The sequence below is a fragment of the Paenibacillus sp. FSL R7-0652 genome (assembly GCF_038595045.1).
Lineage (GTDB): Bacteria > Bacillota > Bacilli > Paenibacillales > Paenibacillaceae > Paenibacillus.
In genome coordinates, this window is record NZ_CP152001.1 from 297,952 (window position 1) to 323,105 (window position 25,154).

General features: G+C 49.2%; 22 protein-coding genes and 1 riboswitch. Of the genes, 14 read left to right on the forward strand and 8 right to left on the reverse strand.

The genetic code is table 11. The annotated features are described in order from the left end of the window. Positions 1-33: 33 nt before the first annotated feature. Positions 34-945 (reverse strand): hypothetical protein, encoded by a 912-nt coding sequence (locus MKY97_RS01365; protein WP_342553787.1) that lies wholly within the window; start codon positions 943-945, stop codon positions 34-36. Between the two features lie 228 nt (positions 946-1,173). Here MKY97_RS01365 and ytxJ point away from each other — a divergent pair, with 228 nt between their 5' ends. The 8 genes from ytxJ to MKY97_RS01405 all read left to right on the forward strand — a co-directional run bounded on the left by ytxJ (position 1,174) and on the right by MKY97_RS01405 (position 12,313). Beyond that, positions 1,174-1,713, forward strand: a complete 540-nt coding sequence (ytxJ, locus tag MKY97_RS01370; RefSeq protein WP_342556194.1) for a bacillithiol system redox-active protein YtxJ — start codon at positions 1,174-1,176, stop codon at positions 1,711-1,713. Positions 1,714-1,754: 41 nt separating this feature from the next. After that, positions 1,755-2,165, forward strand: coding sequence for a hypothetical protein (locus MKY97_RS01375; protein WP_342553788.1), 411 nt, complete (start codon positions 1,755-1,757; stop codon positions 2,163-2,165). A gap of 898 nt (positions 2,166-3,063) precedes the next feature. Further along, complete coding sequence (kdpA, locus tag MKY97_RS01380; RefSeq protein ID WP_342556195.1) at positions 3,064-4,737, forward strand: potassium-transporting ATPase subunit KdpA; 1,674 nt, start codon at positions 3,064-3,066, stop codon at positions 4,735-4,737. 41 nt (positions 4,738-4,778) lie between these two features. Then, complete coding sequence (kdpB, locus tag MKY97_RS01385) at positions 4,779-6,872, forward strand: potassium-transporting ATPase subunit KdpB (protein WP_342553789.1); 2,094 nt, start codon at positions 4,779-4,781, stop codon at positions 6,870-6,872. Positions 6,873-7,024: 152 nt separating this feature from the next. Next, positions 7,025-7,591: a potassium-transporting ATPase subunit KdpC gene (kdpC, locus tag MKY97_RS01390; protein WP_342553790.1), complete on the forward strand. Its 567-nt coding sequence runs from the start codon at positions 7,025-7,027 to the stop codon at positions 7,589-7,591. A 64-nt stretch (positions 7,592-7,655) separates the two neighbouring features. Continuing rightward, the gene (locus MKY97_RS01395; protein WP_342553791.1) at positions 7,656-9,983 is read left to right on the forward strand and encodes a histidine kinase; all 2,328 of its coding nucleotides are present in this window, start codon (positions 7,656-7,658) and stop codon (positions 9,981-9,983) included. Between the two features lie 17 nt (positions 9,984-10,000). Then, entirely contained in the window at positions 10,001-11,611 is a 1,611-nt protein-coding gene (locus MKY97_RS01400) for an ATP-binding protein (RefSeq protein WP_342553792.1), read from the forward strand. Next, on the forward strand, positions 11,612-12,313 hold the full coding sequence (locus MKY97_RS01405; protein ID WP_342553793.1) for a response regulator: 702 nt from the start codon (positions 11,612-11,614) through the stop codon (positions 12,311-12,313). Between the two features lie 156 nt (positions 12,314-12,469). On the opposite strand, the gene MKY97_RS01410 is transcribed toward MKY97_RS01405, so the two are convergent. Beyond that, positions 12,470-13,768 (reverse strand): alpha-glucosidase/alpha-galactosidase, encoded by a 1,299-nt coding sequence (locus tag MKY97_RS01410; RefSeq protein WP_342553794.1) that lies wholly within the window; start codon positions 13,766-13,768, stop codon positions 12,470-12,472. A gap of 224 nt (positions 13,769-13,992) precedes the next feature. Between MKY97_RS01410 and MKY97_RS01415 the strand changes: the two genes are divergently transcribed. The 6 genes from MKY97_RS01415 to MKY97_RS01440 all read left to right on the forward strand — a co-directional run bounded on the left by MKY97_RS01415 (position 13,993) and on the right by MKY97_RS01440 (position 20,328). Further along, on the forward strand, positions 13,993-14,829 hold the full coding sequence (locus MKY97_RS01415; protein WP_342553795.1) for an AraC family transcriptional regulator: 837 nt from the start codon (positions 13,993-13,995) through the stop codon (positions 14,827-14,829). A gap of 100 nt (positions 14,830-14,929) precedes the next feature. Next, positions 14,930-15,125: riboswitch (cobalamin riboswitch) on the forward strand. Positions 15,126-15,282: 157 nt separating this feature from the next. Beyond that, entirely contained in the window at positions 15,283-16,221 is a 939-nt protein-coding gene (gene nikB / locus MKY97_RS01420; protein ID WP_342553796.1) for a nickel ABC transporter permease, read from the forward strand. Further along, on the forward strand, positions 16,222-17,058 hold the full coding sequence (gene nikC, locus MKY97_RS01425; RefSeq protein WP_342553797.1) for a nickel transporter permease: 837 nt from the start codon (positions 16,222-16,224) through the stop codon (positions 17,056-17,058). Between the two features lie 18 nt (positions 17,059-17,076). After that, positions 17,077-18,681 (forward strand): ABC transporter substrate-binding protein, encoded by a 1,605-nt coding sequence (locus tag MKY97_RS01430; protein ID WP_342553798.1) that lies wholly within the window; start codon positions 17,077-17,079, stop codon positions 18,679-18,681. Continuing rightward, complete coding sequence (locus MKY97_RS01435) at positions 18,681-19,499, forward strand: ABC transporter ATP-binding protein (RefSeq protein ID WP_342553799.1); 819 nt, start codon at positions 18,681-18,683, stop codon at positions 19,497-19,499. Before MKY97_RS01430 ends, MKY97_RS01435 begins: the two co-directional genes overlap by 1 nt. Continuing rightward, the gene (locus MKY97_RS01440) at positions 19,489-20,328 is read left to right on the forward strand and encodes a dipeptide/oligopeptide/nickel ABC transporter ATP-binding protein (RefSeq protein ID WP_342553800.1); all 840 of its coding nucleotides are present in this window, start codon (positions 19,489-19,491) and stop codon (positions 20,326-20,328) included. The genes MKY97_RS01435 and MKY97_RS01440 overlap by 11 nt, the downstream gene beginning before the upstream one ends. 96 nt (positions 20,329-20,424) lie before the next feature. Here MKY97_RS01440 and csaA read toward each other — a convergent pair whose 3' ends face one another. The 6 genes from csaA to MKY97_RS01470 form a co-directional block, all read right to left on the reverse strand. Then, a complete protein-coding gene (gene csaA / locus MKY97_RS01445; RefSeq protein ID WP_342553801.1) occupies positions 20,425-20,754 on the reverse strand; it encodes a chaperone CsaA in 330 nt (109 codons plus the stop codon). 174 nt (positions 20,755-20,928) lie between these two features. Further along, on the reverse strand, positions 20,929-21,561 hold the full coding sequence (udk, locus tag MKY97_RS01450; RefSeq protein ID WP_145336066.1) for a uridine kinase: 633 nt from the start codon (positions 21,559-21,561) through the stop codon (positions 20,929-20,931). 202 nt (positions 21,562-21,763) lie between these two features. After that, positions 21,764-22,342 carry a VanZ family protein gene (locus MKY97_RS01455; RefSeq protein WP_342553802.1) on the reverse strand — a complete coding sequence of 193 codons (579 nt, stop codon included), beginning with the start codon at positions 22,340-22,342 and terminating at the stop codon, positions 21,764-21,766. Positions 22,343-22,375: 33 nt separating this feature from the next. Further along, a complete protein-coding gene (locus MKY97_RS01460) occupies positions 22,376-23,455 on the reverse strand; it encodes a DUF4179 domain-containing protein (protein ID WP_342553803.1) in 1,080 nt (359 codons plus the stop codon). A gap of 43 nt (positions 23,456-23,498) precedes the next feature. Further along, on the reverse strand, positions 23,499-24,035 hold the full coding sequence (locus MKY97_RS01465; protein ID WP_342553804.1) for a sigma-70 family RNA polymerase sigma factor: 537 nt from the start codon (positions 24,033-24,035) through the stop codon (positions 23,499-23,501). Positions 24,036-24,451: 416 nt separating this feature from the next. Next, on the reverse strand, positions 24,452-25,138 hold the full coding sequence (locus tag MKY97_RS01470) for a type 1 glutamine amidotransferase domain-containing protein (protein WP_342556196.1): 687 nt from the start codon (positions 25,136-25,138) through the stop codon (positions 24,452-24,454). Positions 25,139-25,154: the final 16 nt, after the last annotated feature.

A 25,154-nucleotide genomic window follows, 5' to 3' on the forward strand; every position in this document is an offset into this window, starting at 1 on the left:
GTGGAGGTTTTTTGTACTTTTTCAGAAGAAAAACTAATCTTCCTTCTGAATCTTGGACGGATTGTTAATTTTGTAAGGTACCGGGTTGCGGGTCAGCTTTTTCTTAATAATTTTGGCTTCAAAACTAAGTACGTCGCCAACCTCCAGCTCCTGTTTCTTCATCGTTGCACTGTGGCTGGACCAGGCTTCACCAACCTCAATCACGTCAGGCTCCGTGATGGTTACGGACTCATAAATAATAACTTCGTCGTCATTATCCGAGAAATGATTCGGTACCGTCGTAAATTCTTTGACCACCGCGCTCATCTTCACTTTGCCATCCGGCAGATCGATTTTGACGGCTTTGGCCTTGGGGGCAGCCTTGGATTTTGGTTTGGTTCCCGAAGCTGTATCGGTTCCAGTACCTGTCAGGGGACCGATGTATTCCTCTACTAATCCGTCAGGGTCGCCTTTGAGGCCTGAGAATGAATGGGACTCGTCCATGTCTTCCTCCGGATCAACCGGCTCGGCTGGGGAGTCGGCTTTAACGGATGATCCAGCGGCACTCCCTGATTGTACAGACGTAGATTTACCGTTCACGGAAGCAGCGGAATCATCTGCAGCAGCCGTATCCGTATTTTGCTCTGCGGCTTCCTGATCTGTGCCTGCCTCTGCTCCCGCTGCACTTAATCCTCTTGTGCTGTAGCCGGAAGCCTGCATTTCTTTCAAATAGGATGGATGTATACAGTGTTTGTCCCCATTATCCAGCTCGATGACTGCCGTCATGTGATCCACATAACCGAGAATGGTGCAGGGCAGGTTCAGGCCGTTTCCTTTATAGTAGAACGTTTTGAGTTTGGTCGCTTTGGCCGAAATCAGGCCCCACTCCTGACACTTGGCAATTAACTCGTCTTCGTTGTCCAGTGCGTAGTAATCTGGTGGTTCAATCGTAAAAGCGTATGTCATGTCGATTTTCCGCCTTTCAGCTGCTCTTGTATTCATCGTTTCCAAATTAACATCAGTGTATCACATTATGTACCCGAAAGATGGAGATTCTGAAAGCCCATGTGCAGGGGCTGTGTTATAATTTGAACCAAATATACGGATGAACACTCTGTCATCGCAGCGTCATCTATATCATCTTTAAATTAACTTATACAGCTTAAATACATACTTAGAGGAAGGATGATTTTGATGGAGAAAAAGGTGAATCATCAAGCCCTTTGGCTGGCAGTTGGGGTGGCCCTTGGGGTTAGTATTGGTACAGCGACCGGGCAGATTGGACTGGGCATTGCCTTTGGCGCTGCTCTTGGCGTTGTCATCGGTTCGGTGGTCAGCAAACGGAAGGGTGCTGATTCCCATGAGATGTTAAGCGAGCATGTTCTGGAACTGCACAAGCTGCAGGACTGGGAAGAGGCCCTTCAACGCTCGCAGGAGCATCCAGTACTTTTGCTGAAACACAGCACAACTTGTCCCGTCAGTGCACGAGCATATAGAGAGTTCATGGCTTTTGTCGGCACGAATGCATCTGATCCCAAACAGACGATGGAATATCGGATGGTGAAAGTCATCGAGAACCGTTCGTTATCCCGCCACATTGCGGAAGAGACCGAGGTTCGCCATGAATCCCCGCAGGTGCTGCTGCTCGACCAAGGGCAGGTCATCAAACACACTTCACATGGACAGATCACCAAAAAACGACTGACGCAGTGGGCGGAGAATCCATTTGGGTGAGTTGGGCAAAACTACCTACGGGTGGTGACCTTAAGGGGGTAATGCGCACATATCTACATGATCTGTCCAAAATTAATGTGGATTTGGACTTTCCGATAGAGCCACCCCTGAATGATGCACATCAATCAGAAAAGGTAGTTCAGCTTTCCTTGCCTATTCAAGTAAGTCAGGTTACTCGTGTGAAAGAAGAACTTAAACAGCTGTCATCCCTGTATAATGAGTTTCACATTCTCACCTATGCTATTGATGATGCGTATCAAATATCCGAAGTAAAGCACTATTTGCCTAATCCGCATGATAATATAGCCTATTTTATAGAAGATCTGTCTGATCTCATCTCAGGCGCGGAACTTAGCGATCATGAGCGTGAAGTTCTCGCGCCTGACGTGGACGATATACTTGATCCGGCAGCATATGATATCGAAATTTTAGAAGAAGAGCGGCAGGGATAACCCACCCCTAGCCTCTATAAGTTGAACTATTTAATTACACCGAAACGGAGAGGACAGAAAAAACCTGAAAAAGCGAAGCGTTCGCCTTCATCACCGGATTTTCCCTTTGAAAAAAGGGAATCAAAAAAATCTGGGGATAACAGCGATTGGAAGGTTGTCCTGTCATCGGAGTGGTCCGTGTAATCATCTTAGTTTAACTTATATTTTAAGGAGGGAACCGTGTGTTCATGGGTGAAAATTTGACCAATCTGCGCATCATGCATGGATATTCGAGAAAGCAACTTTCCGAAAAACTGGGTGTTTTTCAACAAATATATGAAAAGTAGTCCGAATGCCAAGATTCGTGATATGAAGGGCAAGACTACCCGCAGTTCTTAAAAAGGGATAACTTACGCAATGTAATCCTAGATGGATATACATTATGGATATACATTTACGATGGACCCGTTCTTTCAGCTGACTGCTGAGAAGAGCGGGTCTTTTTTACGCTTTTTTTACAGCCATAGCTGTATTTCTTTACCCCCTTTTTACAGCGATTCATATTACGATTTTACTGCAGCAAGGAAGGTGAACGGTAGAAGAGAGGGATGAAGGACGCATGGTTAGTGATGCAGCGATGATTGGACTGATCGTACTGTTGTTTGCGGTGTTTTGGGGATTTGTGAAGTTTTGCGAGAAGGCCTGAGGGAAGAAAGGTGGGTTCTAAAGGATGATCTTCATCGGCTTTATTGTTCTGGCTCTGATGGTCTACCTCGGGTATGTACTCGTAAAACCTGAGAAGTTTTGACGCTGTTATTCATATTTTTGACCTGCTGATCTGATCGTGGTCAGAAGCGAGTAACAAAAAGCAAAGGCACGTTTACGTTTAGTTGATTAGGGAGGATATGCAGATATGGGTATCGGTGTAGTACAAGTGGCGGTTACGCTGCTAATCATTATGCTGCTGGTGAAGCCGATGGGCAGTTATCTGGTCAAGGTGTTTGGCAGACAGCGAACCGGGCTTGATCGGGTGTTTGGCGGACCGGAGCGGTTGTTATATCGGCTGATCGGTGTGCGAGAGGATGAAGCAATGGGGTGGAAAAAATATCTCACCGCCATACTCATCTCCAATGCGGTCATGCTGATCCTGATGTTTCTGGTGCTGCGGCTGCAAAAGTTCCTGCCGCTCAATCCGGACGGGATTGATAATATGCCAGCAGCACAGGCATTCAATACAGCCGTATCCTTTATGACCAATACCAATTGGCAGTCATATACAGGCGAGAACGCGCTGTCGTATCTGTCTCAACTGCTGGCGGTGACATTTCCGATGTTCACCTCGGCAGCAACGGGGTTTGCAGTGGCGATTGCCTTTATTCGCGGACTGGTAGGACGCCAGGATGATCTGGGCAGCTTCTATGTCGACCTGGTTCGGTCGATTACTCGTATTTTTTTACCGCTCAGCTTCATCGTGGCCTTGTTCCTTGTATTTCAAGGGGTGCCGCAAACGCTGGCCGGTGCGGTGAACGCAACCACGCTGGAGGGTACACAGCAGACCATCACACGCGGATTAGTGGCTTCGCTGGAGTCGATTAAACACATTGGCACCAACGGAGGAGGCTGGTTTGGCACCAATGCTGCTCATCCGTTTGAGAATCCCACGGCACTGAGCAATCTGGTGCATATCGTTTGTATGCTGCTGCTGCCCACGGCGCTGGTGTATGCCTTTGGCTTGATGGTGAACAACCGTAAGCAGGGCTGGACGTTGTTTGCTGCAATGGGAGTTCTGTTTCTAGTGATGCTGACAACGGTGTTTGTTTCCGAGTATCGCGGAGTGCCTGCGCTGGATGCGAATGGATTACAAACCAACATGGAAGGTAAAGAGGTCAGGTTTGGCATTCCAGAATCGGCTCTGTTTACGGCTGTAACTACGGCGGCAACGACAGGATCAGTGAACAATATGCATGAGTCACTTACTCCGCTTGGGGGATTGGTTTCTCTTGCTCAGATGATGCTGAACAATGTATTTGGCGGAAAGGGTGTAGGTCTGCTGAACGGCCTGCTGTATGTGATCATTGCGGTATTTATCTGCGGCTTGATGGTCGGACGAACACCGGAGTTTCTGGGCAAAAAGATTGAAGGCAAAGAGATCAAGCTGGCTTGTATCGCCCTGCTGATTCATCCGTTGATTATTCTCGTGCCAACTGCGCTTGCTTTAATGCGGCCTGAGGCTGCGGCATCCATCTCCAATGGCGGCACGCATGGACTGACCGAGGTGCTGTACGCTTTTTCCTCTGGTGCTGCCAATAACGGATCGGCTTTTGCCGGACTGAACGCGAATACAGACTTTTACAACATCACGATCGGCATTGTTATGCTGCTGGGAAGATATATCTCGATGATTGCCATGCTTGCGATCGCAGGTTCACTTGCCGTGAAAAGGGTTGTACCCGTCACGACTGGAACGCTTCGGACACATACACCGCTATTTGCCGGCATTCTGGTGATGATGATTATGGTCGTGGGTGCCCTGACATTCTTCCCGTCGCTGGCTCTTGGTCCAATTGCGGAGCATCTGGCGATGGTTCAATGAGTAAAAAGGGCAAGTCATAACGTATGGAGGTGGCATTCGCGATGAATGCAGTGGAACGAACGCAAGAACGAAAACATCAAAGCAGCAGTCATGCTCATTATCATCCTGCATCCAAAAAGTCTTTAAATAAACAGATGGTATACCAAGCCATGCGTGATGCATTCAAAAAACTGAATCCGATGGTGATGATCAAAAATCCAGTCATGTTCATTGTAGAAGTCGGTACATTTATCACACTGCTGTTATGTTTTGATCCCCACTTGTTCACCGCATCTGATGCAGGGCGGGGGTACAATGTGGCTGTATTTTTCATTCTGCTTTTCACGCTGCTGTTTGCCAATTTTGCCGAGGCGCTGGCTGAAGGGCGGGGGAAAGCACAGGCGGACACACTGCGTAAGACCAAATCGGATACGATGGCGAATCTGATTCAGAAAGACGGAACATTGAAACAAGTGGCTTCGACTCAGTTGAAAAAAGGGGATCTCGTCCGTGTGGAAGCGGGTCAGCTGATTCCAACGGACGGTGAAATTATCGAAGGGCTGGCTTCGATTGATGAATCGGCCATTACAGGGGAATCGGCCCCGGTGATCAAGGAAGCCGGCGGCGATTTCTCTTCAGTCACCGGAGGTACACGGGTGACTTCAGATTACATCATCATGCGGGTGCAGACCGATCCCGGCGAATCGTTTCTGGACCGAATGATCTCTCTTGTGGAGGGCGCACAGCGTCAGAAAACGCCAAATGAGATTGCCTTGACCACACTTCTTGCCGTATTAACGCTGATTTTCCTGATCGTCATACTGACGATGGTTCCGATGGCGAATTACCTGGGTATTCATCTTGATCTGGCAACGCTGATTGCCCTGCTCGTCTGCCTGATACCAACCACCATCGGCGGCCTGCTGTCTGCCATCGGGATTGCGGGTATGGATCGGGTGACACAGTTTAACGTTCTGGCCATGTCGGGGAAAGCGGTGGAAGCAGCGGGTGATATCGACACATTGATTCTGGACAAAACAGGCACGATCACATACGGCAACCGGATGGCTTCCGAATTTATCCCTGTTCAGGGCGTGACTGTACCTGAGATGACAAGGGCGGCACTTCAAGCATCTGTACGAGATGAGACACCGGAAGGCCGCTCTGTTGTAGAGCTTGCAGGTGAGCAGGGACAGAGCTGGGACGAAAGCAACTACACGGATGCCGAAAGTATTGAGTTTACTGCCGAAACACGCATGTCCGGTTTAAACCTTAGTGATGGCACGAAAATTCGCAAAGGCGCGGTAGATGCGATCAAACGTTACGTGACCTCCGAAGGTGGACGTGTGCCGGGGGATCTGGAAGATATTGCGACACGCATTGCGAAGGCCGGGGGTACGCCGCTGGCGGCAGCCATCAATAATCGAATCTATGGTGTAATTTATTTGAAAGACACCGTGAAACCCGGTCTCAAGGAGAAATTTGCCGAGATGCGTGCCATGGGCATCAAAACGATTATGTGCACAGGTGACAACCCCCTGACGGCAGCGACGATAGCAATGGAAGCCGGTGTGGATGATTTTATAGCAGAAGCGAAGCCTGAGGATAAGATTGCGGCGATCCAAAAAGAGCAGCAGGAGGGCAAACTCGTCGCCATGACAGGCGACGGCACGAACGATGCTCCTGCCCTGGCGCAGGCCGATGTTGGCCTGGCGATGAATTCGGGAACCATGGCGGCCAAAGAAGCGGCTAACATGATCGACCTGGACTCCGACCCGACCAAGCTGTTGTCGGTGGTCTCCATAGGCAAGCAGCTGCTGATTACACGGGGCGCGCTGACCACCTTTTCCATATCCAATGATATCGCCAAATATTTTGCCATCATTCCGGCTATGTTCATTCTCGCTATGCCGCAGCTTCAGGCACTGAACATTATGAATCTCTCTTCACCGCAATCCGCGATTCTGTCGGCACTCATTTTCAACGCGATTATTATTCCACTGCTCATTCCGATTGCAATGAAGGGCGTCAAGTATCGTCCGATGTCTGCCGAACGGCTGCTGAGCCGCAACGTGTTTATCTATGGTGTCGGCGGTGTAATTGTACCGTTTATCGGCATCAAGCTCATTGACTTGATTTTGTCGGGCTTGATGTAATGGAATAATAGCGAAGAACCGTACTGCGTTGATATCGCGAGAAAAATAAAATCGGATTGAAAAGGTAACTAGCGGCAGCCCCATCGAAAGGCAATACCTATAAGTCTTTTGTCTAAACTTAATACACTAAATCCATTCAGGAAGTGATTCGTATGAAGATGTTTTTACCCGCACTGCGGTTAGCGGTTGTGCTGATGCTTCTCTGCGGTCTGGCCTATCCTCTGGTAACAACAGGAGTGGCTCAGCGGCTGTTTCCTTCACAAGCGAACGGCAGTCTCATCACTCAAGGTGGGAAAATCATCGGTTCCTCTCTGCTCGCGCAGGAAGTGAAGTCGCCGGGGCTGTTCCAGCCTCGGGCATCCAACGCTAAATACGATCCGACCGCTTCCGCAGGTTCGAATCGTGCAGTTGCCTCACCGGAATATATCGCAGAGATGAATGAAAAGCTGGCTGCGCTCCGTCAGGAAAATCCCTCTCTACCCTCTCGAATCCCGGCCGATCTGGTTACTGGTTCCGGTTCAGGACTTGACCCCGATCTGTCTCCTGAAGCGGCGGAGGCGCAGATTCCCCGGATCAGCCGAGCGACAGGACTAAGTGAGCAGCAGTTGACTGAGCTTATCAAGGAACATACGCAAGGCCGCCAGTTGGGTATATTCGGCGAGCCGCATGTAAACGTAATGGAGCTAAACCTGGCACTCACTGCAGCACAACAAAAGTAGAAAGGGGGCTCCTTCCAATCCTGGAGGGGGCTTTCTCTATTATTGCGGAAAGGAGGATATGAGCATGGAGGACAGCTTCAAGCGCAAATCTCCTGAAGAGATGCTCCACCTGATTTCGAAGCTGCAGGAAGGCACACTGAAAATCTACATTGGCCCGGTCAGCGGTTCAGGCAAAACCTATCATATGCTCAGGGACGGCAATCATTTGCGCGAACAGGGCGTAGATGTGGTGATCTGTGCTGTGTCCACGATGAGAAGGCCTGAAACGGTTGAACAGCTTGGTGAGCTTGAGCGCGTACCCAGCATTCACTGGACTCGGAGCAGTGATGGAACAGAGATGAAAGACTTGAATCTGGATGCATTGTTGGTGCGTAATCCCGAGGTTGTACTGGTTGATGGGTTGGCTCATCGAAACCGGAAGGGTGCAGTACATGCAACCCGGTTGGAGGATATCCGTTTCCTGCTGCGCCACAACATCAGCGTTATGACGACGGTGAACGTATATGAGCTGGAAGGTTATACCGAACTGGCAAGACAGCTGACGGGAATCAAGGCAGCATATACCGTGCCTGCAGACACACTGGAACTTGCAGATGAAGTGAAGCTGATCGATGTTACACCAGAAACCATTTTGACTCGTTTTGCTGAAGGTCACCTGGAGGGCCACGGCAGCACAGCCGTTTTTCAGGAAGGCAATCTCGGCATTTTACGTGAGCTTGCGTTGAAACTTGTAGCAGAAGGGGTTAATGAATCTCTGCGTGAACATCGGGAGGAAATGGGTCTTCCGCCCACAACAGGCATTATGGAACGTATTTTTGTCTCCGCGCAGTACCACTGCAACGGTTCGGTCTACATTCAGCGTGGACAGCAGATTGCCCGTCGATTGAACGGGAGCCTGCATGTCGTTGTCTTCCGTCAAATGAAACAGCCGCTGACGAGGGAAGCAGCGGTATTTCGCCGCAGCATGATGAAACTGGTGGAGAAAATCGGCGGACACATGGAGGAACTTCCGGTCTTACACCGTCGCTATATTCCTGCCACATTGGCACAGTATGCTATCAAACAGCAGATTACCCGGATAATCATGGGACATTCACGGCGTACACGCTGGCAGGAGGTATGGCAGGGCTCCATCATTAATGCGCTGCTTCGCAGACTGCAGGGTGTTGATCTGCTGCTTGTTGCGGATCGGTCAGCTCGTGAGGGTGAGTGGGTTGTTCCAGCGAAGGTAAGCGATATGCAGACCAAGACCTATCGCAGACTGAGTGAACAGGAGATGCATGAACAGATTGAACTGATTCGGCGCGGTACGTTCAAAATCTATATCGGGGCTGCCCCAGGTGTGGGCAAAACCTACATGATGCTGCGGGAAGGCAATGATCTGCTTCACAAAGGCATCGATGTGCGGATCGGGCTGCTGGAAACACATGGTCGAGCAGATACAAAGAAACAGATCGGGCATTTACCCGTCATTCCGCGTGAGCAGCGCTTGTATCAAGGGACGCAGCTGGAGGAGATGGACACCGAAGCGATATTGCGAGTACATCCGGAAGTTGTGCTGGTGGATGAACTGGCTCATACGAACGTGCCTGGCAGTAGAAGGCAAAAACGCTATGAAGATGTGCTTCGACTGCTGGACGCAGGCATATCCGTCATTACAACCGTGAATGTGCAGCACCTTGAAAGTTTAAACGATGCGGTGGAGCAGATTACAGGTGTACGGGTACGGGAAACGGTGCCTGATCGAATTATTCAATCGGCAGATGAGGTGCAGCTGATTGATGTGGCACCTGGGGCCTTGCGGCAGCGCATGCGAGAGGGTAAAATCTATGCAGCTGCCAAGATCGAGCAGGCACTTGCGAATTTTTTTAAAATGGGCAATCTGATTGCACTGCGTGAACTGGCTCTGCGTGAACTTGCAGATGATGTGGATGAGCGGCTCGAATCACAGGCATCAGCACGTACACTTCGGGGGCCATGGCGGCGTGAGGAATCCGTTTTTGTATGTGTCAGCAGCGATCAGCACGCTGAGCGTTTAATCCGTAGAGGTTTTCGGATGGCTTATCGTTTGAAGGCAGCCTGGCATGTCCACCATGTACACATCGGTCCGGCTATGAGTAGTGAGATGAAGCTTCATCTGGCAGGTTTGGAGCAGCTCACTGTGAGGCTCGGGGGTCATTTTCACGTCCATTACAGCTCGAAGCTGGGTGAGGTGCCTGGTATTTTGACTGCGAAGGCTGCGGAAGCGAAGGCGACACAGCTTGTGGTGGGGCAGGCCAAGCGAATCTGGTGGCTGAACGGCCAACGCGGATCGGGTTCCGTGGTGAACAAGCTTGTGCGTCTGTCGAGGCATCTTGATGTGTTGATCGTGGCAGATGATGATTATAGATAAAGCAGGTGGAATTCAATTTGTCGGAGCATATGAAAAAGGGCAGGCATGAGAAAAGTAAACAGGAGCCGTTTCGCTGGAGAAGGTCCCCTGCTTATATATGGGTTACACTTGGCATCATTCTGTTAACTGTCGTGCTTCATGCCACCCGCATGAGTGGCGACTTGGTGAACGCTGCCCTGGTTTACCTGTTTCCCGTACTGATCAGTGCCGTATATTGTGGAATGGGGCCTGCCGTGTATGCGGCAGCGCTCAGTGTTGTTATGTTTGATTTCTTTTTTGTTCCACCTTACCTCAGTTTTACTGTGGAAGATTTGCAGTATCTGATCTCGTTCGCAGTATATCTGGCAGTTGCTGTTATGACGGCAAGTCTTGCAGGCCGGCTGCGGCATCAGCTGGAGAGGGTTAAATCACGGGAAGCAGTAACGAATGCCTTGTATGATTTGAGCCGTCAGATCACTGCAATTACGGATCTCGATACCCTGCTGGATAACATGACTCGCCAGATATCCCTTATGATAGGAAGTCCGGCAGCCATTTATCTGCCGGATCAGCAGGGTGAACTAAAGCTTGGGATGAACTATGCATCTGGTCAAGGTACAGAGAAGAGTATCTGGGGAACCCGTCCCTCGGAGCTGGCTATCGCGGATTGGGTGTTTAAACACGGACAGACTGCGGGCAGAGGATCGACCAAACTCGGGGAGTCCTCCGGCCTGTACATTCCGCTTCGGACAGAGGATCGCATTCACGGTGTGCTTGCCGCAGACATGACCGCTGGCGGGACGGAGAAACAGCAGGAGCAGCATCTGCTGCTGGATGCCTGCGGAAGCCTTGCAGCAGGTGCTATCGCTCGGATGAAGCTGGCTGAGGAGGCTCGCCTCGCCCAGGTTACCGCCGAATCCGAGCGTATTCGAACTGCACTGCTGGATTCCGTCTCCCACGAACTGCGCACACCTTTAACCGCCATTATCGGCTCGGCCACTGGACTTATTGAGAATGACCACCTTTTTACAGCAGAGGACCGAAAAGAATTGACTGGCAACATCCGCGATGGCGCACTGCGTATGAATCGTCTGGTGACCAACCTGCTGGGGATGGTACGGCTGGAGAGCGGCATGCTGCAGTTGAATCGCAAATGGTGTGACGTAGGGGATATGATCAGCATTGTACTGATGAAGGTGAGGGAATTCAGCCTTCATCGTGAGATTGCGGTGCAGTTGCCGGAGGAACCTGTATTTTATTACGGAGATGAAGTGCTCTTGGAACAGGTGCTTGTAAACATCGTAAGCAACGCGGTTAAGTATTCACCCGATGAGAGCAGGGTTACTATTCAGGTTAAGAAGGAAAGAAATCAAGCTTCCCTGACCTTCATCGTAGATGACCAGGGTATCGGCATTCCGGAGCCGGAGCGCGCTCGCATTTTCGATAAGTTTTATCGTTCTCCATCCACGCAGCATATTACGGGAACCGGATTGGGGCTTGCCATCTGCAAAGGTATCGTGGAAGTTCACGGAGGTACAATTCAAGCTGAGGCAAATCCGGATGGGGGAACGAGAATACGTATAGAACTGCCTGAGGGAACAGAAGAATTGCCGTGTTCCTGTTCAGGGCAAGGAGAGGTTGGAGAATAGATGAACGACGCATCAGGAGCTCGTATTCTGGTGATTGACGATGAGCCGCAGATTCGCAAACTGTTAAAAGTGACTCTTCAGGCTCACCAGTATGAGCATTACGAGTGTGCTGATGGGGAGAACGGAATTATGCAGGCAAGCATCATGCATCCTGATTTGATCATACTCGATCTCGGTTTACCAGGAATGTCCGGCATGGACGTACTTCGCCGGATAAGGGAATGGTCACAGGTGCCGATCATTGTGCTTACAGCGAAGGATCAGGAAGCGGATAAAATTGCTGCACTGGATGGTGGCGCAGATGATTATGTGACCAAGCCGTTTGGCATGGGTGAACTGGTGGCCCGAATCCGGGTGGCGCTGCGGCATGTGGCCAAAACAACCGATGAACCGGTTCTGCGCTTTGGTCCATTGGTAATTGATTTGGCTCTCAGACAGGTTGAGCTGGATGGAGAGCAGATCAAGTTAACGCCGACGGAATATGAGATGCTGAAGGTGCTTGCCTCCAATGCGGGTAAAATTATTACCCAGCGTCAGCTTTTGCAGCAGGTATGGGGTGCACACCATCATGAATCAGACAGTCACTATCTGCGGATTTATGTGGGCCATTTGCGTAAAAAGTTAAAAGAAGACCCCACCCGCCCAATCTATATCCAGACAGAACCAGGCATCGGATATCGTTTTCTGCTGTTTGCGGAGTAGCAGTATGTTACAAGTTTCAGGGAGGACAGTACGGTGCGATGTATACGTTTCAGGGATCTCGGTAAAGTACGGCGAAAAAGTTCATGGTCTTCTTAAAATAAATTCAAAGAGCACCGTCCCTTTAACATTCTAAAGGAACAGTGCTCGATTTTTATATTATGAGAATTTGGGCAGCCAGTCGCCGTGGGCTTCAATTAAATCGTCGCACATGGCCACAATGTCGTCCATGGACAGCTCGGCAGCAGTATGCGGATCAAGCATAGCCGCGTGATAGATATGCTCCTTTTTGCCTGTCATTGCGGCTTCAATGGTGAGCAGTTGCGTGTTGATGTTGGTGCGGTTCAGTGCTGCCAGCTGCGGCGGCAGGTCGCCAATGTATGTTGGGCTGATACCGGAACCATCAACCAGACAAGGAACTTCGACACATGCTTCACGCGGCAGATTAGTGATGAGTCCGTTATTCATGACATTTCCGCCGATCTTGTACGGTCGATCTGTCTCCATGGCTTCCATAATGTGCGAGGCATATTCGCGGCTGCGGGTATGCTGAATATTTTCGCTTGCGAACAGCTTCTCCCGCATCTCCTTCCATTCGGCAATCTGGTTTACACAGCGGCGTGGATACTCATCCAGCGGAATGTTGAAGCGTTCGATCAGTTCCGGGTAGTTACGTTTGATAAAGTACGGGTGATACTCCGCGTTATGCTCGGAGGACTCGGTTACGTAGTAACCAAAACGGTGCATCAGCTCATAACGTACCATATCGTCATGGGTTTCCTGCTGCTTTTGTCTCGCAAGTCGTTTGATCTCAGGATAGAGATCCTGTCCATCTTTTGTAACCTCCAGCAGCCATGCCATATGGTTAATACCAGCAATCTTGGCGATAACACCTGTCTGATCGATCCCCAGCGCATCGAAGAGATGGGGTACGCAGACCTGCACACTGTGGCACAGTCCTACCGTTTTGATCCCGCCATGCACGTTCATAACATTAGTAAGCACAGCCATCGGATTCGTATAGTTCAGGAACCAGGCATCCGGGCATACTTCCTGCATATCCTTGGCGAAGTCCAGCATCACCGGGATGGTGCGCAGGTTGCGGAAGATGCCGCCAATGCCGAGGGTATCGGCAATCGTTTGACGCAGGCCGTATTTCTTCGGAATTTCAAAATCGGTGATCGTACACGGGTCATACCCGCCGACTTGAATTGCATTAATTACATATTTGGCTCCGCGCAGCGCTTCCTTGCGGTCATGATATGTCTTCACGGAACAGCGGCTGCCCAGCGATTGGGCCAAGCTGGTTAACAAGCGCTCGGAGTCGCCGAGACGCTCGGCGTCAATATCAAACAAGGCCAGTTCAAAATCCTGCAGAGCCTCCGTCATCATGACATCACCTAATACATTTTTAACAAAAACGGTGCTGCCCGCACCAAGAAACGTAATTTTATTCATCCCATGTTCATCCTTCCCGAAAAAATGTTGTACCCCAACTATAGGCCGAACAGGCTCATATCACTATGGTTCAACCCCTCCCAAACATGGCATAATCCCATTTATGTTTTCGTTTTCATGAATAATTTGCGTTTTTCACCTGTTATAATTTAGTGTTATTACAAGTGAGGACTATTCAGGTTTCATTTATGATAGTTGATCATCAACGTCGAAAGGAGGTTAACATGAGCCGGAAAATTGAAATGAATGTCGTTTCTGCGGGCTGGACACAGATGGAGCTGGTCTTATTATTTTATGGATGGGAGGCATGTGATCCTGCCCATTATTGGGGACCGGGGGTACGTGATTCCTATATTGTGCATTACATTCATGAGGGCCATGGCACGCTGTATATGGATGATCGGAAATATCATCTGAGTGAGGGCCAAGGATTTCTCATATTACCCGACACAGTTATCCATTATGAGGCCGATGCAGAGGAGCCATGGACATATTCATGGTTTGGCTTCAGAGGTGTACAGGCAAAAGCCTTTATGCAGCGTGCACAGTTAAGCGAGGCCCATCCGGTGTTTACTGCTCATGAACCGAATATCATGGCAGCGCTGTATGATGAAATGCTTCGAGCGGGAACGAGCCAACTTCCAGGAGGAGATGTGATGCATCAAAGTTTGTTATACCGACTTATGGCAGCGTTAATTGCATCTGCACCGATTAAAGAGGAAGAAAGCCCGCTTCTTTCGCCTAAAGAAACTTATATTCGGCAGGCTGTGCAGTTTATGGAGAACAGGTACAGCCAGCGCACCTCAATTCTGGATATCGCACAGGCTGTCGGGCTGGATCGAACCTATTTATCAGGATTGTTCAAAGAGCGATATGGCAAGTCACTGCAGGCCTTTTTCCTGGAGTATCGCATGAATCGTGCAGCGGAGCTGCTGCGCAACCCGATGCTGTCCGTGAGTGAAGTAGCCCACTCCGTTGGATACACCGACCCGCTGCTCTTTTCCAAAATGTTCAAACGTGTGACAGGCATATCGCCGAAGGGTTCGCGAGTGCGAGATTAGCCGCATTTATCAATTTCAATATTGAAAGAAAAGTTTTGAACATTATTCCGTATGCCGCTATACTGATACAGAAGTGCAGCAGATAACAGCCTTAAGCTGAATTAAATACGTGGAACTTGGTGCTCTGTCCGCTTGGACAGAAGCTTAAAAGGGAAGTCCGGTGTGATGCCGGCGCGGTCCCGCCACTGTAACAGAGGAGTCAGGCAGCATATCCACTGATCTTGGGAAGATCGGGAAGGAGCTGCTATGGTGATGATGCTGAAGCCAGGAGACCTGCCAGGTTTGACAAACACAGCAGTACCCTACGGGAGATAGGAAGGTGTTTAAAGAGCATGATTTTTTCTGAAAATCTGTTTATTTAAGACGTCCTCATTCCGTGTAACGGAGAAGGGCGTCTTTTTGGGTTGAATGGACGTAAAGATATGCGCAATACATCGGGAAGGACGTTTTTCATTGGGCAGATATATCGTTAAACGATTATTACAACTGGTTGCCGTTCTGTTTGGCATTACCTTCCTGACATTTCTATTAACCTATCTTTCCCCTGGCGATCCGGCCAGACTGATGCTGATGTCCACTGGAATCACACCTTCGGATGAGTTGGTCAGACAAGTGAGAGTGGAACTGGGATTGGACAAGCCGTTTCTGGTTCGGTATGGAACGTGGCTTGCGCAGGTTGTCACCGGAGACTTTGGTACGTCATATAAGTATGACCGTCCGGTAATGGAGGTGCTGTTGGCGCGTCTTCCGGCAACACTCCGTTTAACGGGAAGTGCCATGCTTTTGGTAATTTTGATCTCTTTTCCGTTGGGAATCATCTCGGCTGTACGGCGAAATCAATGGCTGGATTATATGATTCGTCTATTTTCCTTTGCCGGTTTGTCCATGCCAAGCTTCTGGCTGGGTATGCTTCTGATGCTGGTGTTTGGGGTGCAGCTGAAGCTGCTGCCCGTCATGGGCAGTTCCGGCTGGAACAGTCTGATCCTGCCTGCGGTCACGCTGGCCATTCCGCTGATTGCGCAGTACAGTCGGCAGATTCGTGCAGCGATGCTGGAGGAGACCAGTCAGAATTACGTCATGGGGGCGAGGGCAAGAGGTGTGAAGGAGTCAATCATCATATGGCGCCATATTTTGCCGAATTCACTGCTGCCGATAGTGACCCTTCTGGGTATGACAACAGGTGCACTGCTCGGCGGAGCAGCCATAGTCGAAAGTTTATTCGTATGGCCGGGAGTGGGACAGATGGCAGTGGATGCGATTTTTACACGAGACTATCCTTTGATACAGGGATATGTGATCTGGATGGCGATCATCTACGTTACGCTGAATCTGCTTGTTGATCTATGGACACATCTGCGTGATCCGCGCATTCGATTGGATGTGGACATTTAGATGAGCGCAGCAATTCGAGCATGGCTGACACAACGCCGCAGCTTTGTATTTGTGCTGTCTCTGGCCGGGAGCTGGATCATTCTGGCTCTGATTGCCCCACTGCTGGCTCCGCATGATCCACTCGCCACGAATTTTGCCAAAGTGCTGCAGCCGTCCAGCCCCGAATATCCACTTGGGACGGATCAGCTCGGAAGATGTGTCCTGTCTCGACTTCTGTATGGAGCAAGGACTTCACTGCTGCTTACGTTTGTGATGATTGGGATCGTCTTCAGTTTGGGTGCAGTGGTTGGTGTAATTGCAGGTTTTGTCCGGGGAGTGGTGGACACGGTGCTTATGCGGCTGTGTGATACATTGATGGCGTTTCCGGGATTGATTTTTGCAATTGCCGTGGTAGGCATGTTGGGCCCAGGATTGTTAAATACTGTAGCGGCACTCTCGGTGGTCTGGTGGGCAAAGTACGCACGCATGGCCCGAAGCTTGGTCATTTCTCTTCAGCAAAAAGAATTCGTCACCGCTGCCGCTTTCAGCGGTGCGCGTAAGATTCAGATCATTGGCAGAACGATCCTGCCTAACATGCTGCCTCCCCTGATCGTGATGGCGATGATGGACGTGGGCGGCATGATGCTGTCCATCTCGGGACTTTCTTTCCTGGGACTTGGTGCACAGCCGCCCGACCCGGAGTGGGGAGCAATGTTAAATGAAGGCAGAAGGTATCTGCAGACCGCGCCATGGTTGTTAATTTATCCGGGGGTTGCGATATTCAGTACGGTTATCATTTTTAATTTGCTGGGAGACAGTCTGCGAGATGTGCTCGATCCCAAAAAAAATACAGGTTAACTGAAGGGATTGTGAAGGATGAGGAATGTTCAACGAAAGTGGCTGTTTGCTCTTATGTCTATGATGGTCATTCTGGTGCTCACCGCTTGCGGCAGCGGCAAAAATTCATCGGCTTCGACATCATCGAATGCTGCGGAAAAATCATCAGATACAGATGCGAGCATCTCAGGTGCTGCAGGGAAGAAGTCTCATCTAAATATTGCCTTGTTCTGGCTGGGCAGCAGCCTGGACCCTGCGGAAGAGTGGAACGGCTGGACGCTGACACGGGCTGCAATAGGAGAGACGCTGATTCAGTTTGATGAACACATGAAGATGGTGCCCAAACTCGCAGACAAGTTGGATCGGGTTGACGATACGACCTGGCATTTTCATATTCGTGACGGGGTAACATTTCATAATGGCAATCCGGTGACTGCGGATGCGGTGAAAAAATCAATCGAACGATCCATCTCGCTGAACGAGAGAGGTCAATCGACACTGCCGATTGCATCAATGGCTGCCAAAGGTCAGGATCTGACGATCAAAACAACGCAGCCGGATGCCTCACTGCTGGGCAATATTGCTGAGCCGCTTTTCATTATTGTGGATACGAGTGCAGATACATCGAAATTCAAAAGTGCGCCGATAGCCACCGGGCCGTTCATGGTTACAGGATATACACCTGACCAGGAGATTCAGGTTAAAAAATACGATGGGTACTGGGGCGGTGCGGCCGATCTGGACACGATGACGCTGAAATACATCAAGGATGACAGCACACGTGCACTGGCACTTCAATCAGGCGAGATTGATGCAGCAAGTAATATAGGACGCAGCAATATGTCTCTTTTTCAGGACACATCACAATACACTATTGATGAAATACCCAGTCTTCGTACTCAGTTTGTATGGTTTAACACCAGCCATCCGCTGCTGAGTGATCCGAAGGTTCGCCGTGCGATCTCTTACGGAATCGATCGCGAGATGTATGCGAATACACTGGTAGGTGGACAAGCAGCCAAAGGACCATTTACATCTGCTTTGCCTTTTGGGTACGACAAGCTCAGAGGATACAATTATGAGCCGGATAAGGCCAAACAATTGCTGGATGAAGCTGGATATAAGGATACGGATGGAGACAGTATACGGGAAAAAGATGGGGAAAAGCTGTCGCTGCAGCTCATTCTCAATGCAGCGTACGAATCAGATTCCGTTGTGGCGGCTGCGATGCAGTCTCAGCTGAAAGAGATTGGCGTTGGTCTGGAGCTGACCTCATATGAGGATCTTACCGATCATCAGAAGAGCGGAAATTATGATTTAGCCCTAACGAGCATTAACACAGGCATCACGGGTGATCCGCAGTATATTCTAGACTTTTATTTCAAGACAGGTGCGGAGTGGAATGTGGGTGGATACAGCAATCCGAAGTTGGATCAGCTCATTGAGCGACTTCACTCAGAGTTTGATGTGGAGAAGAGATATGCTCTAGCAGCAGAAGCCCAGCAGCTGATTTTGGACGATGCCGCTTATATGTTTTTGACATACACACCGATTAATATTGTCAGCAAAAGCAATGTCAAGGGCGCGGCGATGTACCCGATCGACTTTTATCTGCTGGATCGCAATATCAAGGTTGAGCAGTGATGATGCCGCCGCGTGCAGTAACAGCATCTCTTCTTGAAGTGAAAAATCTGTCTGTGAGCTACAAGGAAGCGGCTCCGTCTTTGCGGGAAGTATCGTTTTCCATGAGGCAGGGAGAGATCATAGGTATTGTAGGTGAAAGCGGCAGCGGGAAGTCCACCCTGATTCGGGCTTTACTGGGCCTACTGCCTGTGGGCGGGCAGTACAAGGAAGGAGAGATTACTTTCGGGGATCGGGTGCTGCTGCGCGGCTCACAGCAGCATTGGCAGGGGATGCGCGGGAAACGAATTGCGACGGTATTTCAGGATACGGGTTCCTATCTGAATCCGATTCGAAGCATCGGGAGTCAGTACGTAGAGGCAATTCGTGCCCATCTTCCAATGTCCCGGAAAGAGGCTCAGGCCCTGGCTGTCCGCACGCTTGCCCATGTGGGGCTGGATAATCCAGAACAAGTCATGCGTTCATATGCTTCGCAGCTCAGTGGTGGTATGAAGCAGCGGGTAGCGATTGCGATGGCTGCTGCGCTGGAGCCGGAACTGCTGCTGGCGGATGAACCGACAAGTGCGCTGGATGTTACGACTCAAAATGAAGTCATGAAGCAATTAAAGAAGCTTTGTATTGAAAAGGGAACAAGCATGATACTGGTGACACATAACATTGCTGTTGCAGCCCATATGGCAGACCGCATCGGTGTGATGTTAGACGGCAGATTGGTGGAACTGGATGAAACGCTGCATGTCATATCGAATCCGGTCCATGCGTATACGCGCAAGCTGCTGCAGGCTGTACCCGAACTGGAGGGGAATGTACATGACCGATGACAAATCACCGATTCTGAGATTGAACAGCGTTTGCAAAACGTACGAATTGAAAGGACAGCAGGCTGTTCAGGCATTGCAAAACGTGAATCTGGCAGTGTATCCCGGGGAATGTCTGGGCATTGTCGGGCAGAGCGGGAGCGGCAAAAGCTCCTTGGCCAAATGCGTGACGCAGCTGGAGCATGTGAATTCAGGAGAGATTTGGTATCGTCAGCAGGAGATCACCCGTTTGAGAGGTGAGAAGCTGCGCCGGATGCGTAAACAAATTCAGATGGTCTTTCAGGAGCCGTCGATGATCTTTAACCCACGTATGAAGATAGGCATGTTCATCTGTGAACCTCTCTTGAATTATAAATTAATGAAAGGCCCGCAGGCCGTTCAGGAAACACGCAAGCTCTTGGAACGAGTCGGGTTATCTGCATCCGATGCGGATAAATACCCGCATGAATTAAGCGGCGGGCAGCAGCAGCGGGCTGTGATCGCCCGTGCAATTGGTGTAAGGCCCGAGATTATTATTTTTGACGAGGCTACCTCTGCACTGGACGTTTCGATCCAGCAGCAGATTCTGGATCTGCTCATGGAGCTGCGCAGGGAGACAGCAGTTTCTTCCATCTTTATATCACATGATCTTGCTGTGGTGCAGCAGGTAAGTGATCGCATTGCAGTCATGCATCAAGGGAAAGTAGTGGAGGTTTTGGACAGCGCAAGGTTGAGCAGTTCGGCGAATCATTCCTACACGAGAAGTCTGATGTCTTCGGCGTTGTCCTTACGAAAGCTGAAGGATGAAATGCAGAAGCGAGAACGTGTGGTGGTTCTGGCGGAGAGCATCTAAGTTCATTATACGTAAACAGGGTTATCTGGAGTGAGTGGATCAGGCAAATTCATTCACTCCAGATAACTATTTCGTTTACGGCATGTTTCATAATAGTCAGGCAACGGGTGTTCCGTTCGGCAGCGGATGATTCGGGGAAAGCAGGACGACATCGCCTTCGCGGGGTACACCGCCCAGCACAAGGACTTCGGAGAGGAAGCCGGCAATTCGTCTTGGCGGGAAATTAACGACAGCCACGACCTGTTTGCCAATCATCATGTGAGGTGTATATCGCTCGGTAATCTGGGCACTGGAACGCTTCAGACCCAGCGGCCCAAAATCAATTATCATTTTGATTGCAGGAATGCGAGCTTTCAGGAAGGGTTCGGCCTCCACTACGGTACCTACTCGAATGTCATGCTGCATAAAATCTTCAAAAGCAGCCATTAAGGTAAACTCCTCTCAACTAAATATGGTATTTAGTATATATGACGTAAAGCTGTAAGAACATAAAAATCCAGATTACGCTGTATCGTAATCTGGATTTTCGTTGGAATGTTTGGATGAGATACTTTGATGACATTTCCGAAGAAATGTTCCGAAAGAATATGCTGCAGCGGATTAAGATCTGTTCCAGTTCTCTCCGGTGAGATATTTCTCGGTAAGAATGGACAGCATCTGAATCCCTACTTCGTTATGTCCGCCCTCAGGGATGATGATATCGGCGTACTTTTTAGATGGCTCGATAAACGCATCATGCATCGGTTTGACCGTTTCGAGGTACTGTTTGTACACGGATTGAATCGAGCGTCCACGCTCCTCCATGTCACGCAGTACTCTGCGCAGAATACGTACATCGGAATCCGTATCTACAAATACCTTGATGTCCAGCAGTGTACGAAGATGCTCATCAATCAGTACATGCAGCCCTTCGACAATGACGATGTGGTTCGGCGCAAGCTCAATCGTTTCGCCTGCAGCGCGGTTATCTATGGTGAAGTCATACACGGGAGCATACGCTGGCTGGCCCTTTTTTAACAGGGTAAGATGCTCGATCAGCAGATCATTATCAAAAGCAAACGGGTGATCATAATTCGTCAGTCTGCGCTGCTCAGGTGTGAGGTCTGACTGGTCTTTGTAATAATTGTCTTGGGATATAAATGTAACTTTAGCTGATCCCAGACGTTCAATAACGGAGCGGGCTACCGTTGTTTTGCCGGAGCCGGTTCCTCCGGCGATACCAATAATGAGCATGGTTGTTCCATAAACCTCCCTAAAGTGGCAGCATGATCAATCGATGAAGAGTGCCCAAAATGTTTGATTTTTGAACTCGATCTGCATGTCTGTCTGCGAATACACAATTCCTTCATTGTACCACAGCTTGTTGACTTTTTCATCTTGAGGAACAGACCATGTTTTGCCTTTAAGAAGGATGCTTATTTTCAGATTTACAGTTCTAACGTATTCTAGAATGTGACTGGTGTCCCGGCATCTTCCAGGGAAGAACCAGGTTCTGGCCAATCAGACGGATAAGCAGACTGAGCATAATAAACCCAAGCAAACTTCCTGCGGTATTGGCTATTAGATCATTAATATCGGTCGAGCGGCCGTTACCTAGCGTAATACGGATCACGAGCTGCAATAACTCAATAGCTAAACTTAACGTTAGGCCTGCCGTTGCCATTTTGCGTATTGAATCAACCGAAGGTTTCAGAAGAGGAAGCAGGAACCCTAGCGGCATAAATAGCACAATATTTAAAAGAAAACTATGCGCATCCGCAGTCAGCAGCGGAACCCATTGAATGTTTGCATACCAGGGTGTCTGGTTGGCATAGATTCCGATGTTCACATCGATGGGGAAAAATACAAAATGCATCATGCCCAGCATGTATATAACAAATGTTAGCATCAACATATACTGTTTGCCTGTATATCTGACTTTGCCCGCTCTGGCATGGATCGCCAGAGCAAGCAGGGCCAGAATAAACAAAGGTACAAGAACAACAAAAGACGAAATGGTAAATTGAATGGACATGTGACGACCCCTTTGCAATGAAATGAATTTGAGCTATGGAAGCTGAATTTTCATTTCCATTCCCTTGATGAATTGATTGTCTTTGATATCTTCCGCAAAGTCATCTTTCACCTTAAAAGGTTTCACGACCAGGTATTTTACATCCTTAGCTGTAGTGGCATAAATGCTTTCCCAGTTCAACTGGTTGGCTTCATACATACCTTCACCGCTCAGTGCGGTCAATTGCCGGCCTTGATCATCATAGACAGCAAAGCGAATCTCACGTAGTTGTTTCTCTTCTTTATTACTTAACGTGTCTTTCCCTTTTAATGCGATCGAAGCAGTTAGACGAGTCGTAATAGGTGTGACCTCGGCTTTGTTCACAGTGACCGTGTACAGATCATTTTCTATCGTACTATTCGGTTGAACGTTATGAGTGTCCGTTGTAGATTTGGTGAACGGAACGGTCAACTCAAACTGATGATCAATACCTTGCAGCGTTAATTTAACCTTAGCCTCGAACTGATCCGGGATGGCGCGGGTGTGGTCCGCAGGAATGACCTGTTCAAAAAGCAGGGTATCAGGCTCGTTCGCTCCGGCTGAACTATAGAACAGACCGCTATCTGGGCGAGACCCATTCACATCGAAAAATACGTTTTCAACGCCACTGCTCAGTTTCACGATATCCCTGCCATTGTCGTACATGCCCTGATTGAGATTAGGTGCAGTAACATGAACGAGAAACGCCGCACGTGTGCCGTCATAGACTGTCTCTAATACTTTGAATTTGACGTCCTGATAAGCAAAAGAATGGTCCACAGTCGTAGTCAAACCTTCGTTACCTGCCGTTCGAAGTCCCATATCGGCTTCAATGGAGCTGAAAAGACTGCCTACGAGCGGAATGCTGCGCAGCGAATCGGCCATCGCTGGAGAGACAAAACCGGATGCAAATACCGTCATACCCAGAACTGCTGCTGCGATAGCGACTCCTGAGATACGGCGCAGTCCTTTGTGAGTACGTCTGGAATGCTTCTTATGAGCCTGATGCGATTCCATGTTCATTGTTCCATTTCCAGGTGATTCAGGCAGGGAATCCAGTGTTGCATCAATGCGGCTGCGTACGATTTCAGACATGATAGGACGCTCCTTTGCTTGTTCTTTTAATTTCTGATCGAGATTAAATGGGTTCGACATGTAATTTTACCTCCCGAAAGTTTTTAAATTTCTGATAAAGATCTTTCCTTGCCCGGTTCAGCCTCATCTTCACAGCGCTTTCGGACAGCCCAAGTGTGTCAGCAATCTGACGCAGACTCATATCTTCAAAGTAGTGCAGGACAATTACAATTCGTTTGGTTTCCTCCAGCTGATCGACCGCTTCTCGCATATCCACTTCATCGTATGGACTGGATTGTGCCTGATGTTCTGCGGGTACTTCGGCGTAAGAAGTGGAGAGAGAGCGGCGGGATAACAAGGTATTGCATTCATTGATGAGAATACGGAACATCCATGTTTTGAAATACTGCGGTTCTCGGAGGGTGTGCATGGATTTGTAGGCTTTCAGAATCGTTTCCTGAATCGCGTCCGCGGCATCCTCCTCTTTGCGCAGCATGGATATAGCGGTATTGTATAGGGAATGTTCAATCTCTCGGATCAGCCTGATGAAAGCTTCACGATCTCCCTGAATAGCTTGTGTAATGAGATCGGGTAAATCCATAGTTAACAGCTCCTTTCGTAACGGTTTATATTGTGAATAGATAAATCTCTTGGACGTTTTACATAGATTAGACTGCCGGGCAGGGGATAGGGTCACATTTATTTTGGGAGTTTGAAAAAAGTCCGAGTGTGCCGTGAATGCTGGACGCTTCGTATGGTAGACGTCTACGGGAAAGGCAAACCCTTCAGTTGAAGCAGTATAAGGATGGAGGAAGCAGTTTGGGATGCTTCTGGAGAACACAATGAATATCAATAAAAAGCACGCACCTATCAGATCATGACGGGTACGTGCTTTTTATTGATGTATTCATATATATAGAAAGCTCATGGGGGGAGCTGAGGTATATTCAAGTAATACAGTCGACTATTAAGCCATGTTCATTCAAATTCAGCTATGCCACTGCTAATCTGCAGCATTTACAGACCAAGCAGTTCCTTAACGCTTTCGGCAACAGCTTTGCTGGATTGCGGGTTTTGTCCCGTAACTACACGTCCATCCGTAGTTACATAGGAAGTGTATGGTGAAGATTTAACATACTCGGAAGCGCGTTCGCGCAGGGCATCTTCCAGCAAGAAAGGAACATACTTTGTTTGTTGAGCCAGTTCTTCTTCCTCGTTGGTGAAGCCGGACACTTTTTTATCGTTAATCAGCAGCAGGCCATTGGACAGCTTCACATTGAGCAGGGCAGTAACTCCGTGGCACACGCCGGATACCACGCCACCTTTTTCATAAATATCACGTGATAGCGCTTGGAGTTCGGCATTGTCCGGGAAATCCCACATTGTACCGTGTCCACCCGTGAAGTAGATGGCATCGTATTCGCTTGCGCTTACTTCGCTCGGTTTCAATGTGTTTTTCAATTTGTTCATGAAGGATTCGTTCTCGAAATAAGCTTTGGTGCTGGCATCCAGAGAGTCGCCCAGACTTTTCGGATCAAGTGGCACGCTGCCGCCGTTCGGGCTAACCAGATCAATCTGCACATTATCGTTATGGTCGAACTCTTCAATGAAGTGAGTGGCTTCACTGAGCCACAGACCTGTAGGCTCATCCTTCGTTGCATATTTATCGACATTGGTCAAAACAACTAATATTTTTTTCATAATAAAACCTCCTGTACTT

Bases quoted from the DNA above. Each gene is read 5' to 3' on its own strand.
- MKY97_RS01365 (WP_342553787.1), bottom strand. From the start codon at position 945: ATGACATACGCTTTTACGATTGAACCACCAGATTACTACGCACTGGAC.
- ytxJ (WP_342556194.1), top strand. From the start codon at position 1,174: ATGGAGAAAAAGGTGAATCATCAAGCCCTTTGGCTGGCAGTTGGGGTG.
- MKY97_RS01375 (WP_342553788.1), top strand. From the start codon at position 1,755: ATGCGCACATATCTACATGATCTGTCCAAAATTAATGTGGATTTGGAC.
- kdpB (WP_342553789.1), top strand. From the start codon at position 4,779: ATGAATGCAGTGGAACGAACGCAAGAACGAAAACATCAAAGCAGCAGT.
- kdpC (WP_342553790.1), top strand. From the start codon at position 7,025: ATGAAGATGTTTTTACCCGCACTGCGGTTAGCGGTTGTGCTGATGCTT.
- MKY97_RS01395 (WP_342553791.1), top strand. From the start codon at position 7,656: ATGGAGGACAGCTTCAAGCGCAAATCTCCTGAAGAGATGCTCCACCTG.
- MKY97_RS01405 (WP_342553793.1), top strand. From the start codon at position 11,612: ATGAACGACGCATCAGGAGCTCGTATTCTGGTGATTGACGATGAGCCG.
- MKY97_RS01410 (WP_342553794.1), bottom strand. From the start codon at position 13,768: ATGAATAAAATTACGTTTCTTGGTGCGGGCAGCACCGTTTTTGTTAAA.
- MKY97_RS01415 (WP_342553795.1), top strand. From the start codon at position 13,993: ATGAGCCGGAAAATTGAAATGAATGTCGTTTCTGCGGGCTGGACACAG.
- nikC (WP_342553797.1), top strand. From the start codon at position 16,222: ATGAGCGCAGCAATTCGAGCATGGCTGACACAACGCCGCAGCTTTGTA.
- MKY97_RS01430 (WP_342553798.1), top strand. From the start codon at position 17,077: ATGAGGAATGTTCAACGAAAGTGGCTGTTTGCTCTTATGTCTATGATG.
- MKY97_RS01435 (WP_342553799.1), top strand. From the start codon at position 18,681: ATGATGCCGCCGCGTGCAGTAACAGCATCTCTTCTTGAAGTGAAAAAT.
- MKY97_RS01440 (WP_342553800.1), top strand. From the start codon at position 19,489: ATGACCGATGACAAATCACCGATTCTGAGATTGAACAGCGTTTGCAAA.
- csaA (WP_342553801.1), bottom strand. From the start codon at position 20,754: ATGGCTGCTTTTGAAGATTTTATGCAGCATGACATTCGAGTAGGTACC.
- udk (WP_145336066.1), bottom strand. From the start codon at position 21,561: ATGCTCATTATTGGTATCGCCGGAGGAACCGGCTCCGGCAAAACAACG.
- MKY97_RS01455 (WP_342553802.1), bottom strand. From the start codon at position 22,342: ATGTCCATTCAATTTACCATTTCGTCTTTTGTTGTTCTTGTACCTTTG.
- MKY97_RS01460 (WP_342553803.1), bottom strand. From the start codon at position 23,455: ATGTCTGAAATCGTACGCAGCCGCATTGATGCAACACTGGATTCCCTG.
- MKY97_RS01465 (WP_342553804.1), bottom strand. From the start codon at position 24,035: ATGGATTTACCCGATCTCATTACACAAGCTATTCAGGGAGATCGTGAA.